The 15,734-nt window shown below is 43.1% G+C and carries 13 protein-coding genes; 4 read left to right on the plus strand and 9 right to left on the minus strand.

Going from position 1 to position 15,734, the window contains the following annotated elements:
- Positions 1–904, plus strand: a 904-nt coding sequence (locus PLL47_RS04655; protein WP_324445037.1) for a PKD domain-containing protein, incomplete at its 5' end; no start/stop codon positions are given.
- 198 nt (positions 905–1,102) lie between these two features.
- On the opposite strand, the gene PLL47_RS04660 is transcribed toward PLL47_RS04655, so the two are convergent.
- Entirely contained in the window at positions 1,103–1,501 is a 399-nt protein-coding gene (locus PLL47_RS04660; protein ID WP_324445038.1) for a cytochrome b5 domain-containing protein, read from the minus strand.
- 472 nt (positions 1,502–1,973) lie between these two features.
- Here PLL47_RS04660 and PLL47_RS04665 point away from each other — a divergent pair, with 472 nt between their 5' ends.
- The 3 genes from PLL47_RS04665 to PLL47_RS04675 all read left to right on the plus strand — a co-directional run bounded on the left by PLL47_RS04665 (position 1,974) and on the right by PLL47_RS04675 (position 4,351).
- A complete protein-coding gene (locus PLL47_RS04665) occupies positions 1,974–2,537 on the plus strand; it encodes a TetR/AcrR family transcriptional regulator (RefSeq protein WP_324445039.1) in 564 nt (187 codons plus the stop codon).
- Positions 2,538–2,954: 417 nt separating this feature from the next.
- The gene (locus tag PLL47_RS04670) at positions 2,955–3,131 is read left to right on the plus strand and encodes a 4Fe-4S binding protein (protein WP_048140861.1); all 177 of its coding nucleotides are present in this window, start codon (positions 2,955–2,957) and stop codon (positions 3,129–3,131) included.
- Positions 3,128–4,351, plus strand: coding sequence for a digeranylgeranylglycerophospholipid reductase (locus PLL47_RS04675; protein ID WP_324445040.1), 1,224 nt, complete (start codon positions 3,128–3,130; stop codon positions 4,349–4,351). Before PLL47_RS04670 ends, PLL47_RS04675 begins: the two co-directional genes overlap by 4 nt.
- 125 nt (positions 4,352–4,476) lie before the next feature.
- Here the strand turns inward: PLL47_RS04675 and PLL47_RS04680 are convergent, their stop codons facing one another.
- From PLL47_RS04680 to PLL47_RS04715, 8 genes are all read right to left on the minus strand, one after another.
- The gene (locus PLL47_RS04680) at positions 4,477–5,907 is read right to left on the minus strand and encodes a TrkH family potassium uptake protein (RefSeq protein ID WP_324445041.1); all 1,431 of its coding nucleotides are present in this window, start codon (positions 5,905–5,907) and stop codon (positions 4,477–4,479) included.
- 108 nt (positions 5,908–6,015) lie between these two features.
- Complete coding sequence (trkA, locus tag PLL47_RS04685; RefSeq protein WP_324445042.1) at positions 6,016–7,362, minus strand: Trk system potassium transporter TrkA; 1,347 nt, start codon at positions 7,360–7,362, stop codon at positions 6,016–6,018.
- A gap of 281 nt (positions 7,363–7,643) precedes the next feature.
- Positions 7,644–9,074 (minus strand): TrkH family potassium uptake protein, encoded by a 1,431-nt coding sequence (locus PLL47_RS04690; RefSeq protein ID WP_324445043.1) that lies wholly within the window; start codon positions 9,072–9,074, stop codon positions 7,644–7,646.
- Between the two features lie 24 nt (positions 9,075–9,098).
- Positions 9,099–10,445 carry a Trk system potassium transporter TrkA gene (trkA, locus tag PLL47_RS04695; RefSeq protein ID WP_324445044.1) on the minus strand — a complete coding sequence of 449 codons (1,347 nt, stop codon included), beginning with the start codon at positions 10,443–10,445 and terminating at the stop codon, positions 9,099–9,101.
- A gap of 531 nt (positions 10,446–10,976) precedes the next feature.
- Positions 10,977–12,146 (minus strand): molecular chaperone DnaJ, encoded by a 1,170-nt coding sequence (gene dnaJ, locus PLL47_RS04700; protein WP_324445045.1) that lies wholly within the window; start codon positions 12,144–12,146, stop codon positions 10,977–10,979.
- 109 nt (positions 12,147–12,255) lie between these two features.
- On the minus strand, positions 12,256–14,106 hold the full coding sequence (dnaK, locus tag PLL47_RS04705; RefSeq protein WP_324445046.1) for a molecular chaperone DnaK: 1,851 nt from the start codon (positions 14,104–14,106) through the stop codon (positions 12,256–12,258).
- 413 nt (positions 14,107–14,519) lie between these two features.
- The gene (grpE, locus tag PLL47_RS04710) at positions 14,520–15,149 is read right to left on the minus strand and encodes a nucleotide exchange factor GrpE (protein ID WP_324445047.1); all 630 of its coding nucleotides are present in this window, start codon (positions 15,147–15,149) and stop codon (positions 14,520–14,522) included.
- Positions 15,150–15,276: 127 nt separating this feature from the next.
- Entirely contained in the window at positions 15,277–15,678 is a 402-nt protein-coding gene (locus tag PLL47_RS04715) for a heat-shock protein (protein ID WP_324445048.1), read from the minus strand.
- Positions 15,679–15,734: the final 56 nt, after the last annotated feature.

Here is a 15,734-nt window from a genome sequence, read left to right on the forward strand (position 1 = left end):
CATGAGTGTAAGATATCCGTCAGCTTCACCATCATTGCCTGATGCTGCTTTTGCTGCGGATGTAACGAGTGGTAATGCTCCTCTTACTGTAAATTTCACTGATCAGTCCACAGGTACGCCAACCTCATGGCTTTGGGATTTCGGAGACGGTACCAATACTACCGAGCAGAACCCTTCGCATATTTACACATCAACCGGTACTTATTCTGTGAGCCTCACGGTTTCAAATGACGATGGAAGTGACAGTGAGATCAAAACAGATTACATCGTAGTCTCAACTCCGGAAACTCCAGATACGACAAACCCTGTGATTGAGTCGGTAGTTCTATTCCCTGCCAACACAACCGCAGGTTCCACAATCAACATCAGTGTAAATGCAACTGATGACACTGGAGTAACTGCGGTTACGGCAGGAGATCTCCAGCTCACAAAAACGGATGGCATCTGGCAGGGCAGCATAACCGCTCCTTCTTCAGTCGGGAACTATTCTCTGTCAATAAATGCAACTGACGCAGCTGGAAACACTGCTGAAACTTCAGTACCTTATAGTGTAGTCAAACTGTCAGGTGGAGCTAATATTGCTGTTTCGCCCAGAGCCAGCAGTGTTACAGCAGGAAATACTGTTTCCCTGAATCTCAAAGTGAAAAATACTCAGAACATCGACGACACTTTTAAAGTTAGGATCAGTGTCAGTGAACTTCCTGCTTCCTATCAGGTAGATCTGTCCTGGTTTAATTGGACTGAGAAAACTATAACTCTCAAAGCAGGAGAAGAAGTTCTGATCCCGGTGAAAGTAACTGTTCCTGATGGAGCTGCATCCGGGCGCAAGCTTTTCAGGGCAAATGCGAACTCTGAAACGTCTTCGATTACAGGGTTTGATACGGGGTATCTGACAATAAGCTGAAAAATGTGATCTTGTGAAATGTTCGTTCCCATGAATTATTTTCATGGGACTTTTTTAAAATTTCCAGCAAATATGTGAAATTTACTTTTATCCATACAATTTGAAGAGGATACGAAAAAATGTCTCCGCCAGTTTTTCTGGCGGTTCTTCAAATAGATGTCGCATTATTTAAAATGCTGACTGCAGGTTACAGAGATGTTATTCTTTTAAAGTCCCGACAACAGGATATTTATTCATTATTTCAGCTCCATGTGGTGTGTTTTCTATCATTCCTGTAACGTCTATCCCGGCAGGGCATCCCTCGTGATCGCCATTTCTCCAGAGCTTACTATCAGAAGAGACGTCATAGACCTGGCCCTGATAAGCAACGTATATAGTCCCATCCTCATTATTTCCGTCGTATTCTGCAAGTTCTTCAAGTGTGAATTCTTTCAGTCCTGTTGACTCTGTCACATTCTGCGTTTCAGTAACAGTCGGTGTTTCAGCTGCCTCTTCTTCAGCTGGAGTTACAGATTTATCTTCCACGCATCCTGTTGCGAGGAATACGCCAAACAATACTAACAATACAATCAGTGTTTTTTTCATTATTTCACCCATATGATGTAAGTTGCTTTTTAACGACTCAGTTCCAAAATGAATTCGTGAATTGTTATCGAAAGCACAAATGCAGCTTGATTACGATGCCAAATTGGCTTTGAGTCAGTTCCACTACCTCGAAAACTGGAGAATTTTAACTGGTCGGAATCGTGATATAAATCTTGTGATTATGATGTTCATAAACCTGTTTTCATATTCATCGATTTTCATCATATTCATAATTATCATTAAAAGCAATATCAATAACATTTTTTGACAGGCTGGATAGTTGCCAAAAATTTTAAATAACTAATATATACATTAAGCTATGACCAAAAAAATCAATAATTCATTGATCTTACTGGTTTTTTATTCTTGAATTCATAAGTTCAGATTTTATTTACTCAACAAAACCCGGGAGGCTGTTCCCAGAAGAGGTGAGCCACTGAGATCTTTTACAGATGAAGAAAGGGAGATCATAAAAAGAAATATTATGAGCCGCGGGAAGGACTGCTTTGCCAGATACGGCGTTAAGAAAACCAGTATTGAGGATCTTACTGAGGGATTGGGAATTTCCAAGAGTTCTTTTTACTCCTTTTTTGACAGCAAAGAGGACCTCTTTCTGCAGATCTTTAAGGAAGAACGGGAGGCTTTAAAGGACAGCATACTCGAAAATTCCTTCCTGAAATACAGGGCTGAACCCGACAAGGCTATCAGAGCTTATCTTCAGTATGTGCTTAATATCGTTAATAACCACCCGATCTGGAGAAAAGTTTTCATCGAGAAAGAGCATCTTGAACTGAAAATTTTCCGGTCTTCAGAGGAAGAAATTAAAAAGATTTGCAGGGATAATGTGGCTACAATTCTGCCTTTCTTTGAAGAATGGGAAGCAGCCGGTCTCCTGATTGATAAACCAGCCAGGATTCTTGCCGAAACAACGCAGGCGGTTCTTTCTCTTATCCATTTCAGGAATGAAATTGAAGATGAGGATTTTTCTGAAATAATGGATATTTTTGTTGATCTCCTGACAGAGAATATTGTAAAAAAGAGCAATTAGAATTTCAGGCTTCAGTTGAAGGAATAAAAGAAAGTCCTCTGAGAAGGAGAGGACTTCAGAAAACTGGGTTTAATAGAGCCAATAACTTTAAACTAAATAAATACATTAATTGTGGAAACTATTCAAAAGAGTAATTCTCCCGAAATAATTAGTCTGAATTCGAGTCTTATCTTCCTGAAAAGGAAGTTTATGTAACAAAAGAAGATTCCAGAAAGCTGGAAAAAGGTTTATTAATAAATCATAAGATTGATAAATATAATTTGAAAAGATACTCTCGGGAATTCCGTTACATTTATCAATTTAAATAATGTGGGACTGCATTACCATGCATTTCCATTTACGCTGAATCTTTCTCAAAAAAGACAGTATCTACTGGTTAAAGATCATGATTTACCTTTAAATTTGACAGGTGAGCTGGTGAGCATCAACATAAATAGATATAAATGTGGATATTGTGGGGCCTGTGTGGGAGTTTGTCCTAAAGGAGCACTTGAACTTGTAGAAACCTGGATTGAAGTAGATGAAAGTGTCTGTATCGTATGCGGGATATGTGATCGCATATGCCCTGTGGGAGCAATCGAGGTAATGAAATGAAGGACAAGTACGATGTTCTGGTTATAGGAGCCGGTCCTGCAGGTTCCATCGCTGCAAAAACAGCCGCTGAAAAAGGGCTTGATGTACTTTTAATTGAAAAACGTCAGGAAATAGGTGATCCTGTACGCTGTGCTGAAGGTGTGAACAAAGAGTACCTTAAAAAACATGTCGAAATTGACAAACGCTGGATCTGTGCTGACCTGAAAGGTTCCTATATTTTCTCCCCTGACGGCACAAGAATAGAGATGGCCGAAGAAATCTCCGGAGGAGAGGTAGGTTACGTTCTTGAGAGAAAGGTTTTTGACCGCGCCCTTGCAGAACAGGCTGCTACAGCCGGGGCTGAAGTAAGGGTAAAAACAAGGGCTACAGGTCTTATCATTGAAGACGGCTTTGTAAAAGGAGCCAGGCTCATGCATCTCGGAAAAGAATACGAGGTGCGTTCCAGAATAGTAATAGGAGCTGACGGAGTCGAATCAAAAGTAGGAAGATGGGCAGGAATCGATACCTCACTGAAGCCCGTAGATATTGAGACCTGTGCCCAGTACCTGATAGCAGGTGCGGATGTAAACCAGGAATACTGCGAGTTCTACATAGGAAGCGAGATCGCTCCCGGAGGCTATGTCTGGGTTTTTCCCAAAGGAGAAGGCAAAGCCAATGTCGGGATAGGTATCCTTGGAAGCAAAATGGGAAAATTCAAGCCGAGACCTGTTGATTATCTGGACAAATTCCTGCAAAAAAGGTTTCCTGGTGCCCGCGTAGTTGAGATGGTTTTTGGCGGAGTTCCGGTGTCAGGCAGCATTGAGAAAACCTCAGCTAACGGGCTGATGCTTGTGGGAGATGCTGCACGTCAGTCCGACCCGATCACAGGCGGCGGGATACTGAATGCCATGGATGCAGGCAAACTGGCAGGAGAAGCTGCTTACGAAGCCATATCTGCAGGAGATGTCTCTCTGGAAAAGCTTGAAGAGGTATATGAGAAAAGGTGGAGAGCTACTGTAGGTCATGATATCGATATGAGCCTTATCGTAAAGAACTGCTTTATCAACCTTACCGATGCCGACCTTGACTCGCTTGCATATTCCTTAAAAGATGTTAAATTCGAGAGTATGCGCCTCCTTGACCTGCTTCATGCCCTCTTTAGGGCCAATAAAAAACTTCTCTGGGACCTTCGTGTACTTTTCAAGGATGCAGCAAAAGAAGTAATAAAAAATAAGACATAATGCCTGTTTTTTCAGGCATCTTTATTCTGTTTTTTTGTTTATTCACATCTTTTAAATAGCTTCTCTACAAGCCCTGTTTCTCTGAAACTTTGCTTTTCTCGGGTCATTTGAATTTTTTCATTTAATCATTTATTCCAGAACTCCGGCGTAAAGAGAACGATTACAGTGTATATTTCAAGCCTTCCAATCCACATATTCGCTATCAGAATTAATTTTCCTAGAGGAGGAATGGGGTCAAAAGAGCCCATAGGCCCTACCACATTCAGACCCGGACCTATATTGCCAAGGGTAGCTATGGAAGCGGTAATCGAGGTTATGATGTCCATTCCCAGAACTGAGAGAATGAGTGCACTTGTGAGAAAGACGAGGAGATATATAACAACAAATGAGACAATAGAGCCGATAATCTCATCAGGCACGGCTTTATTGTTGAATTTGACACTTTTTATGGCTCTTGGATGAAGGGCCTTGAATAATTCTGCCCTGCTGTGCTTGAGTAAAATAAGAATGCGCACAACCTTGATTCCTCCTCCTGTAGAACCGGCGCAGGCGCCTATGAACATAACTACAAGAAGCACCATTTTCGCAGATTCTGACCAGAGATTAAAATCTGTTGTCGCAAACCCTGTACTTGTCATAATAGTGACAACATGGAAAATTGCAAATCTGAATGAATCAAAAAGGCCTGTACCCATGTCCCTCCAGAGCAAAAGGGTAAGGAGTCCGCTTGCTGAAAGGACAATAGCGGTATAAAACCTGAATTCTTCGTCTTTAAGAAGGAAGTCCTTGTCAATATAAATCGCTCTGTAATGGAGAGCAAAGTTTGCACCTGCAACAAAAGTAAAAAAAGTTATTATGTACTCAACGAGAGGGCTTTTAAAAGCTCCAATACTCAGCCCATAATTTGAGAAACCTCCGCAAGCCATTGTGGTAAAAGTATGATTTACTGCATCGTATAGAGAAAGTCCTGCAAGAAGGAGAGAGATAACCTGGGCGAGCGAGATTACAAAGTAGGCCATCCACAGGATCTTTGCGGTTTCCCTTATTCTTGGTTTCAGCTTATCCTCGGTTGGTCCAGGAGCTTCAGCCCGGAAGAGCTGTCGGCCAGCGACTCCGAGTTTGGGCAGAATCGCCACGAAAAGCACTATAATTCCCATGCCTCCGAGCCACTGCATCATCCCCCTCCAGAAAAGGATGCCTTTGGGATGGCTTTCTATATCGGTAAGAATTGTCGAACCTGTGGTGGTAAAGGCCGACATGGATTCAAAAAGGGCGTTAAGGGGAGAAATCCCGTCAAGCATAAAAGGAATTGCTCCGAAAACTGCAGCAGCAAACCAGCCAAGGCCAACGATTGCAAATCCTTCTTTGCGCATCCATTCTTCGTCGGTTTTATAGGAGAGCAGGATTAAGCCGGTAAGGACGGTTATTACTATAGATACAAGAAAAGGCGTCAGATTTTCTCCATAGTAGTACGCAACTCCGAGGGGAACCACCATGAGTATCCCGAGAAGCCTGAGTAAACCTCCAAGCACATAAAAAACAATCTTTATATTCATGGACCCTCTTTTTTTGAAACTTATGACTTTTTGGATGTATTTGTATTTATTCCTTATTTAACAACTTATCTTCATGAGGGGCAGTGAAAAGAGATCTGTGCTCATTCCTTATTTAAATAATTTCTCAACAGATCTGACTGCAGAAGAAAGAGCAAAGACAATAACTCTATCCCCTTCCAGGATGATGGAATCTCCTCTCGGGATAATGACATCGTCGCCGTGAACTATCATGGTAACAATTGAACCTTTAGGGAATTTAATCTTGTTGAGAGGCTTTCCTGCGATTTTTGATTGCCCTGATATAGTGTATTCGATAATTTCTGCTTTTTCACCCTCAAGCGTCGCAAGGGCTTCTATGCCTTTTCCCATGGTAAGCTTGAGGACTTCATTTACTGTCGCTTCTCTGGGGCTTACCGCAATATCGATTCCAACCATCTCAAAAAGAGGAACATAGTCCGAGCGGTCAGCTCTAGCAATCACTTTTTTTGCGCCCATTTGCTTTGCAAGCAGGGAACAGAGGAGGTTTTTTTCATCATTGTCAGTAACCGCTATAACAACGTCCATCTCCTCTATATTTTCTTCTTTGAGAAGGCTGACATCAGTGCCGTCCCCGTTGAGTATAAGGGCATTTTCAAGAATCTCGGCAACTTCTATACAGCGGCTTTTCCTGTATTCAATAATTTTAAGGTCTGTATTCTCATCCCTGTCTATAATCTTGGCAATGTAAAAGCCTACAATTCCGCAGCCAATAAGGAGAATTTTATTTCTGTGAGGCTCTTCATTTCCAAAAAATTTCTCAAGGTTTTCCATGCCTCTTGGTTTGCCTACAACTACTATGTGGTCATTTGCCTTGATCAGGTCGTCTCCGTGAGGGATGATTATTTCGTTTTCCCTGAATATCGCACTGACAATGCAGCAGTCGTCAAGTTCGAGGTCCTGCATATGCTTTCCTGCAAGCCTGTTGTCAGGGTGGATGGCAAATTCCATCATCTGGACTTTGCCCCCTGCAAACATTTCCGCATCTATTGCAGAGGGGTTTGAAAGCACCTCTGCAACTTCCGAGGCAAGAGCAAGCTCGGGACATATCATAACATCCACCCCCACCTGAGCTCTGGAAGTAACAGGCACATCAATGTAGTCAGGGTTGCTGACTCTGGCAATGGTTTTTGTTTCTTTCCAGCCAGGATGGGACCTTATGATAAGCTTTGCAGTCATACAGGCAACTATATTGATTTCATCAACCCCTGTGACAGCAACGAGAATATCCACATCAGGAAGGATACTTGCAAGAATATCCGCATTTGCACCGTTTCCTTCCACAACCTGAACATCCAGTTCATCTGCCCTTTTCAGTGCATCCTCATCCTTCTCTATGACAACCACATCGTGCGTGAGGGAAAGAAACTTTGCTATATGATACCCGACTTCACCTGCGCCGATAACCACCGCTTTCATAAGACTCCCTTGAAGAAAAGACTACTTCCAGATAAATTGCTCTTATTTGCTTAAGTAGTCTTTGGAAATGTGAACCGTAATTGGGCGGGTTTCTAAGGAATCATGTGATGTGAAAAAAATGAAAAAGAATCAAAGAGTAAAAAATTAAGAATGATGGATATTAAGCCAAATTTACGGATGGAAGAAGTTAGAGGCTTATGTTTTTACGAAATGTACATATCAAAAAAATAAGCCTGAAAAATCAGGCACATCAATGTTTTTTAGCACCTGTGAAAATCCGTTCAGGAATGCCAGAAGTCACTTGTAAAAAGCACAAGTACAGTATAAACCTCAAGTCTCCCGACCCACATATTGTTTATCAGTATGATTTTTCCCAGGGGAGGGAGTGATGCAAAGTTTGCCATAGGCCCGACTACATTAAAACCAGGTCCTATATTCCCAAGAGTTGCAATCGAAGCGGTGGCAGAACTGACCATATCAACTCCAAGTAAAGTAAGGAGCATCGCACTGAAGATAAAAACTAATATGTAAATCACAATAAAAGAAAGTATGGATTGTAATACATCATCCGGCACTGCTTTGTTATTGAATTTGATAGGCTTGATAAGCCTTGGATGAATAACTTTAAACAATTCTCTCCTCGCATACTTTAGCACCAGAAGAAAACGCACAACCTTCGGGCCTCCACCCGTAGAACCTGCACAGCCTCCTATGAACATGACTGCAAAAACCAGAACCTTTGCTGAGTCTGTCCACTGGTTAAAATCAGTTGAAGCAAAACCAGTTGCTGTCATGATAGAAGTAATCTGGAATATGGCATAGCGGAAAGAATTGAAAAGGGAAAATTCCATATCTTTATAAAGAACCAGGGTTAGCAGGCCTGCAAATCCCAGGAGAATAAAGGTATATGTCCTGAATTCCTCATCTTTGAGAAGAAAGTTCTTGTCAATAAAAATCGCCCTGTAATATAGTGCAAAGTTTGCTCCTGCTGCAAACATAAAAAAGGTAAGAATAAACTCGATAAGAGGGCTGTGAAAAGCTTCTATCCCGGCGTTGTAAGTCGAAAAACCTCCGCAGGCCATACAGGCAAAAGTATGTGTGACGGCATCATACAGTGACATTCCTGCAAGATCCAGCGCAACAATTTCAAAAGCAGAAATCACAATATATAGTGCCCACAGGATTTTTGCAGTATCTTTTATCCTTGGTTTGAGCTTATCTTCGGTAGGTCCTGGAGCCTCAGCCCTGAAGAGCTGTCGCCCTGCAACTCCGAGTTTGGGCAGGATGGCAATGAAGAGCACGATAATTCCCATGCCTCCAAGCCATGAGTTAAAGGATCGCCAGAAAAGAAGACTCCTTGAAAGAGCCTCAATATCCACAAGAATTGAAGATCCGGTTGAAGTAAAACCCGACATTGTCTCAAAAACTGCATCAATAAAAGAGATTCCCTCAAAAAGGAAAGGAATCGCACCAAAAATAGCTGCTGAAAGCCATGTTAGAGCCACAATAGCGAGAGCTTCTTTCTGCTGCCATTCAACACTGCTTTTAATGCGTGTAAGGAGCAAACCTGCAAGAAGGGTTATGAGAATAGAAACAATAAAAGGCTTCAGTGGCTCATGATAGTATAAAGCCACTAAAAGAGGAACAAGCATTGTAAAAGCCAGAAGTACCAGAATTCTACCCAAAGCATTAAAAACAGCTTTATTATTCATGGAAAACCCCTCTCCCATTAATATTTACTTGAAAAACTTTTCTACCTCAGAAACTGCTGAAGCCATAGCAAAAATAACTACACGGTCTCCTTCATTGACAATAAAATCTCCTCTTGGAATTATAGTTTCCTGTCCGCGTACTACCATGTTGATAAGGGACCCTTTCGGGAACTTCACTTTGTTCAAAGGCTTGCCTACAATCTTTGATTTCTCGGATGCCGTATATTCTATAATTTCGGCTCTCTCGCCTTCGATGGTTGTAAGTGTCTGTATGCCTCTTCCCATGGTAAGTTTGAGGACTTCGTTTACTGTTGCTTCTCTTGGACTTACAGCCATATCTATTCCAACCATCTCAAAAAGAGGCAGGTAGTCCGAGCGGTCCGCCCTTGCAATTACCTTTTTTGCCCCCAGCTGTTTTGCGAGCAGGGCACAGAGAAGGTTCTTTTCATCGCTGTCTGTAATCGCAACAACAACGTCCATATCCTCAATGTTCTCTTCTCTGAGAAGGCTGACATCAGTGCCGTCTCCATTAAGCACAAGGGCATTTTCAAGTATATCAGCCACTTCTATGCAGCGGCTCTTGCTTTGCTCAATAATTCTCAGATCAGCGTTCTCCTCTCTGTCGATCAGTTTTGCCAGATATAAGCCTACAATTCCGCAGCCGATAAGGAGAATTCTTGTCCTGTGAGGCACTTCACTCCCAAAAACACTCTCAAGATCCTCCATAGCTTCCGGCTTTCCCACAACTACCATGTGGTCATTTGCTTTGATTAAATCGTCTCCGTGAGGGATAATTATTTCGTCTTCCCTGAAAACAGCACTGACAATGCAGGAATCAGCAAGCCTGAGGTCCTGGATCTGCTTTCCAACGAGTTTGCTTCCTGGACTTATTGCAAATTCCGTCATCTTTACTTTTCCTTCGGCAAACATTTCAGCATCTATTGCTGAAGGGCTTGAGAGTATATCAGCCACTTCAGAAGCGAGTGCAAGTTCAGGGCAGATCATCAGGTCAACTCCAACCTGAGCTCGTGATGTAACCGGAGAATCTATGTAATCGGGATTACTGACTCTTGCTATGGTTTTTGTATCCTTCCAGCCGGTTTTGTTTTTTGTAATCAGTTTTGCAGTCATGCAGGCAACGATATTAACTTCATCAACGCCAGTAACAGCTACAAGGAGGTCTGCATTTTGCAGGATTCTTGAAAGGATCTCTGCGTTTGCGCCGTTTCCTTCAATTACGAGCACGTCAAGTTCATCTGCCCTTCTTGCAGCGTCCTCGTCTTTCTCTATAATTACCACATCATTTTTAGGAGAGAGAGCCTTTGCAATATGATAGCCTACTTCCCCTGCACCAATAATTACAGCCTTCATAGAACACCTTCAAAAAAACTGTTTTTAATGAGTCTGCCACTGCAGAAATTCTTGAACAAGAAGAAATGAATACAGGCTTGACAGGTATAAACATTAATTAAAATCAAAAGAATTAAAGTAAAAGTAAGTGGAGTAAAAGCAGCCAGAATAAAACTGATTAAAACTATATTAATTAACACTAATGTAAGCGTAAGTAAGATCCCGGGCATAATATTGATATTTAATTCGCTGCCCGATATGTGATGAGTTGAAGTAAAGTTTCTCAGCGTGTTGACCATCTCTGGAAATTAAACGTTTTACAAAACCGGAATTTCTCAAACTTATGCTTTTGCGAAATAGCTATATTCTTAAGCATAGAATTTAACAGGTGTATATAAAAGTTTTTCAAATTTTCGTTACAGGACAAAATCTTACTAAAAAAGAATCCTGCATGAAAAATTATAATCAAAAAAAAAGGTTAAAAAAGGGAAAAGAGATATAAATCTGAGAAAAGGAGGTAAAAAGGTAATATTTAAGCAAAATGCCTTATATTCAACTTTCAAAGGCATCTTTTACCTTTTCAAACAGTCCTTTGCTTTTCCTGGGTTTCTCGTTTTTTTGCCTTTCAGCTCTTCCCTTTTCCTCTGCTTCGGACCTCTTTCCATTGCTCAGATATTCTAACTGGCGAAGAAGTTCTTTCTGCTCCTGAGTGAGCTTTGTGGGGGTCTTGACTATAACCCTTACGAGCTGGTCTCCTTTGCCGTGCCCGTGGATGCGCTGTATACCTTTCTCTTTAAGCCTGAATACGGAGTGTGTTTGAGTTCCGGGGGGAATGTTCATTTTGACCTGGCCATAAAGGGTATCTACCATAACATCCGCTCCGAGTGCAGCCTGAGTGAAGGATATTGGCAGTTCGGAGATTACATCGTAGTCAACCCTCTTGAAATATTTGTGTTCCATTACATGGACGACAATATAAAGATCTCCTGAAGATGCTCCCGGTTCTCCTGCATCTCCTTCCCCGCTGAGCCTTAGGGTCATGCCCGAGTCCGCTCCTGCAGGCACGTTGACTGTTATTGTTCTCTTGTTTCGGACTCTGCCTGCGCCGCTGCAGGCAGGGCATGGAGACTCAATTATCTGGCCTCTGCCGTGACAGGTACTGCAGGTTGTTGTGCTCACGAACTGCATTCCAAGAGTTGAGCGGGTGGTACGGACCTGCCCTGTGCCGCCGCAGCCAGGGCAGCGTTTCGGGCTTGTGCCTGCTTTTGCCCCTGTGCCTGAACAGGCAGAACACTTTTCTGTCCTTGGAATATCGACATCCTTACGGACTCCAAAAGCAGCTTCTTCAAAGGTTATGTAGAGGTCGTACTGGAGATCTGAGCCTCTTCTCGGGCTCATAGGACCTCCTCTTCTGCCGCCTCCGAAAAACATTTCAAATATATCTCCAAAACCGCCGAAGTCCGCGCCCCGGAAGATGTCCTCTGCACTGTACTGGTTATCGATTCCGGCATGTCCGAAGCGGTCGTACTGAGCCCTTTTTTCGGTATCTGAAAGAACGGCGTAAGCCTCGGATATTTCCTTGAATTTCTCCTCAGCCCCAGGATCCTTGTTCCTGTCAGGATGGTACTTAAGGGCAAGCTTCCGGTATGTCTTCTTTATATCTTCGACTGAAGCGTCTTTGGATAATCCGAGAATTTCGTAATAGTCACGTGTGGTAGCCATCAGGATTCCCTGTTGTTTTAAAAAAATAAAGGGACGGAACCTGTGAACAGGTTTCCGGTCATGCCTGAGAATTCCCAGGCGTTTTTTGTTAGTGTTAATTCTTCTTTAATTACTTACGCTTTTCGTCGTCAACCACTTCGTAGTCGGCGTCAACAACGTTCTCGTCAGGGCCTCTTGCATCAGGGCCCCCAGCTCCGCCTGCAGCCTGCTGAGCCTGCTGGGCTTTCTGGTACATGGCTGTTGAGATCGGGTACACGGCTTCCTGAAGTGCCTCGGTCTTTGCCTTAATATCTCCTGCGTCCTTGCCTTCAAGTGCCTTCTTCAGGTCTTCAATTGCGGCATTGACTTTTGACTTCTGGTCCTCGGTGGCTGCATCCCCTGCTTCTTTGAGGGTCTTTTCTGCAGCATTGATGAGGGCTTCGGCGTTGTTTCTGATCTCGACTTCCTCTTTCCTCTTCCGGTCTTCTTCTGCGTGCAGTTCTGCGTCCTTGATCATGCGCTCGATTTCGGCATCGGAAAGTCCGCCCGGTTTCTGGATGGAAATGGACTGCTGCTTGCCTGTTCCGAGGTCCTTTGCGCTCACGTGAAGGATACCGTTTGCGTCAATGTCGAAAGTAACCTCGATCTGCGGGATACCTCTCGGAGCCGGGGGTATGCCGTCAAGAGTGAACCTTCCAAGGGTCTTGTTTTCGGAAGCGATTCCACGCTCTCCCTGAAGTACATGGATCTCGACTGAGGGCTGGTTGTCAGCTGCAGTTGAGAAGATCTGGCTCTTTTTGGTAGGAATGGTGGTGTTCCTCTGGATGAGCGGGGTTGCAATGCCTCCGAGGGTTTCGATACCCAGGGTAAGGGGAGTGACATCGAGAAGAAGGACATCTTTTACCTCTCCGCCCAGGACTCCTGCCTGAATTGCTGCACCGATTGCAACTGCCTCGTCAGGGTTGATGTTTTTGTAGGGCTTCTTACCTGTGAAGTTTTCTACAAGTTCAACTACTGCAGGCATCCTTGTAGCTCCTCCGACAAGGATCACTTTGTCAATGTCGTTTGGTGTAAGCTTTGCATCGCTGAGTGCGCGGCGCATGGATACAAGGGTCTTTTCCAGGAGGTCTTCAGTCATTTTCTGGAACTGGGCTCTGGTCAGGTCGATGTCCATGTGCTTTGGTTCCCCGTCAGTGCCTACTGTCAGGAAGGGAAGGTTGATGTTGGTGCTTGCGACACCTGAAAGCTCAATTTTTGCTTTTTCAGCAGCATCTTTCAGGCGCTGGAGTACAGCCCTGTCTTTGGAGAGGTCAATTCCTTCTGATTTCTTGAATTCTGCAAGAAGGTAATCCATAATGCGCTGGTCGAAGTCGTCGCCTCCGAGGTGGGTATCTCCGCTTGTGGACTTCACTTCAAAGACTCCGCCTCCGAGTTCCAGAATGGATACATCAAAGGTTCCGCCTCCAAGGTCATAGACGAGGATCTTCTGGTCTATATCTCCTTTGTCAAGCCCGTAAGCGAGGGCTGCAGCTGTGGGCTCATTTATGATTCTCAGGACGTCGAGCCCTGCAATTGCTCCTGCGTCTTTTGTAGCCTGCCTCTGTGCATCGTTGAAGTAAGCGGGAACTGTAATGACAGCCTGTTTGAGTGTTTCTCCAAGGTAAGCTTCTGCATCTGTTTTGAGCTTCTGGAGGATCATTGCAGAAATTTCCTGTGGGGTGTATGCTTTTCCGTTAAGCGTAACTTTGTAATTGGCTTCTCCCATGTGCCTTTTAATAGAATAAACCGTATTCTCCGGGTTTGAAATCGCCTGCCGCTTTGCGACCTGGCCCACTAGTTTCTCTCCTTTCTTGGAAAACCCGACAACTGAAGGAGTTGTTCTGCTGCCTTCGGCATTGGGGATCACGACAGCTTCTCCACCTTCCATCACTGCCACACATGAGTTGGTAGTACCAAGGTCAATACCCAGTATCTTTGCCATATTATGTCCTCATAGTTAATTCTTAAATTATATTAATTCTTAAATTATATTAATTCTTAAATTATATTGCCTGATTTGTCTGATAGATTATAGTTAAATTTCAGGTTAAGTTGCCTGATTTGAATAATTAATAATTTTACCTGATCGGAGCAATTAGCCCCATTAATTCAGTTAAATTACTCGAATTCAGTAAATTGCTCAGTTGATTTTGCCAAATTACTCAGCCTGAGAGATTTAAAGATTACTTCCTTCTAAACTACTGAGTTAAGTTATTTAATAAAGTCCTTCTGTTACTCAGAGGTTAGAAGCTTTGATTTCGCTTTTGGCAATTGAGTTGAATCTTGAATTTTTAGTCTTCATCTAACTTAAATCTGGTTTAAGTCTAAATTCCAGGTAACTGACTTTGACTAACTTTATTTCTCTGTCTCGTCAGGGTTTCTCGCCACTGAAACAAGAGCTGGCCTGACGATCTTGTCGTTCAAAGCATATCCGTGTTTGTAAACATCAACAATGGTGTTATCCGGAACTTCTGAGGTTTCTATGTGCTGGATAGCTTCATGCCTGTGAGGATCAAACTCGCCTGCTTTTTCGCATTTTATCCTTTCAAGCCCGTACTTCTCCAGGATAGAGAAAAACTGCTTTGAAAGCTGCTCTATTCCGCTTACGATTGAACCCATGTCTTCTGCAGTACGTGCAGATTTCAGGGCACGGTCAAAGTTATCTGTTACTTCTACAAAGTCAAGAAGTACCTGTTCAAGTACAGCTTTCCGGTTTTCTTCCATCTGACGTGCGGTCCGTTTTCTGAAGTTATCAAAATCTGCTGCAAGCCGGATAAGCTGGTCCTTGAGAATTTCGTTTTCCTCCCTGCAGGCAGCTTCAGGGCTTTTCTCAGCCCCGGGACTTACAGGTTCTTTTTCAGGGCTTACTGTTGTTTCACCGGTTCTTTCAGCCGAAGATTCTGAATTCCGGGTTTCGGAACTTTCAGCCTCTTTCTGGTTTCCTTCTTTAGAATCCATGTTTTCCTTTTTCCTGGACTTTTTCATGTATCAATCCCCATGAAATTATTCTAACGGTCTCGCTCGTCCTGATCTGTGATTGTTTGTAATTCTATAAATACTTTTCTATCGGCTGGGTGGTAAATCCTCTTTAGAAAGAAGAAAAAAAGAAAAATCAGTAAGAGTGGTTCTCAAGTTTATGAGATAGTGCTTTGATCATTATTATACCTGCAATCATGCAGGCCGCAACTGCCGAGATAACCTGTTCCCATCCGAGAGCGGAAATGCCTCCTCCCAGAGCAAACTGAACGCCTCCCACGAGAGTGACAAACACGAAGGAAAGCCCGAAACCTGCAAAAGCTCCTGCAACAAGGGAACTCACAGTATTAAGGCCCTGTTTCTCATAAAAAACCATCCCACCAATAAACATCACTGCAAAAATCATGAGCACAAACGCCGTAGGCAGGGGACTCGATTTAGATGAGAATATATCAAATAACCCGAGCCCCATGTCAACCAGAAATATACCCATAAGCAACGCGACAGCAAGGGTCTTGACAAAAGGATTTTCAAACAAAGACTGAGAATTTGGGTTTCTGCTGTTGATTTTACCAGCCACCGTTAATATTATGT

Origin of the sequence: Methanosarcina sp., from assembly GCF_035390745.1 — an archaeon.
GTDB lineage: Archaea > Halobacteriota > Methanosarcinia > Methanosarcinales > Methanosarcinaceae > Methanosarcina.

Excerpts from the sequence above, each read along its gene's own strand:
- grpE (WP_324445047.1), bottom strand. The coding sequence starts at position 15,149 with ATGAAAAAGTCCAGGAAAAAGGAAAACATGGATTCTAAAGAAGGAAAC.
- PLL47_RS04665 (WP_324445039.1), top strand. The coding sequence starts at position 1,974 with ATGAGCCGCGGGAAGGACTGCTTTGCCAGATACGGCGTTAAGAAAACC.
- dnaJ (WP_324445045.1), bottom strand. The coding sequence starts at position 12,146 with ATGGCTACCACACGTGACTATTACGAAATTCTCGGATTATCCAAAGAC.
- PLL47_RS04660 (WP_324445038.1), bottom strand. The coding sequence starts at position 1,501 with ATGGGTGAAATAATGAAAAAAACACTGATTGTATTGTTAGTATTGTTT.
- PLL47_RS04690 (WP_324445043.1), bottom strand. The coding sequence starts at position 9,074 with ATGAATAATAAAGCTGTTTTTAATGCTTTGGGTAGAATTCTGGTACTT.
- dnaK (WP_324445046.1), bottom strand. The coding sequence starts at position 14,106 with ATGGCAAAGATACTGGGTATTGACCTTGGTACTACCAACTCATGTGTG.
- trkA (WP_324445044.1), bottom strand. The coding sequence starts at position 10,445 with ATGAAGGCTGTAATTATTGGTGCAGGGGAAGTAGGCTATCATATTGCA.
- PLL47_RS04675 (WP_324445040.1), top strand. The coding sequence starts at position 3,128 with ATGAAGGACAAGTACGATGTTCTGGTTATAGGAGCCGGTCCTGCAGGT.
- trkA (WP_324445042.1), bottom strand. The coding sequence starts at position 7,362 with ATGAAAGCGGTGGTTATCGGCGCAGGTGAAGTCGGGTATCATATAGCA.
- PLL47_RS04680 (WP_324445041.1), bottom strand. The coding sequence starts at position 5,907 with ATGAATATAAAGATTGTTTTTTATGTGCTTGGAGGTTTACTCAGGCTT.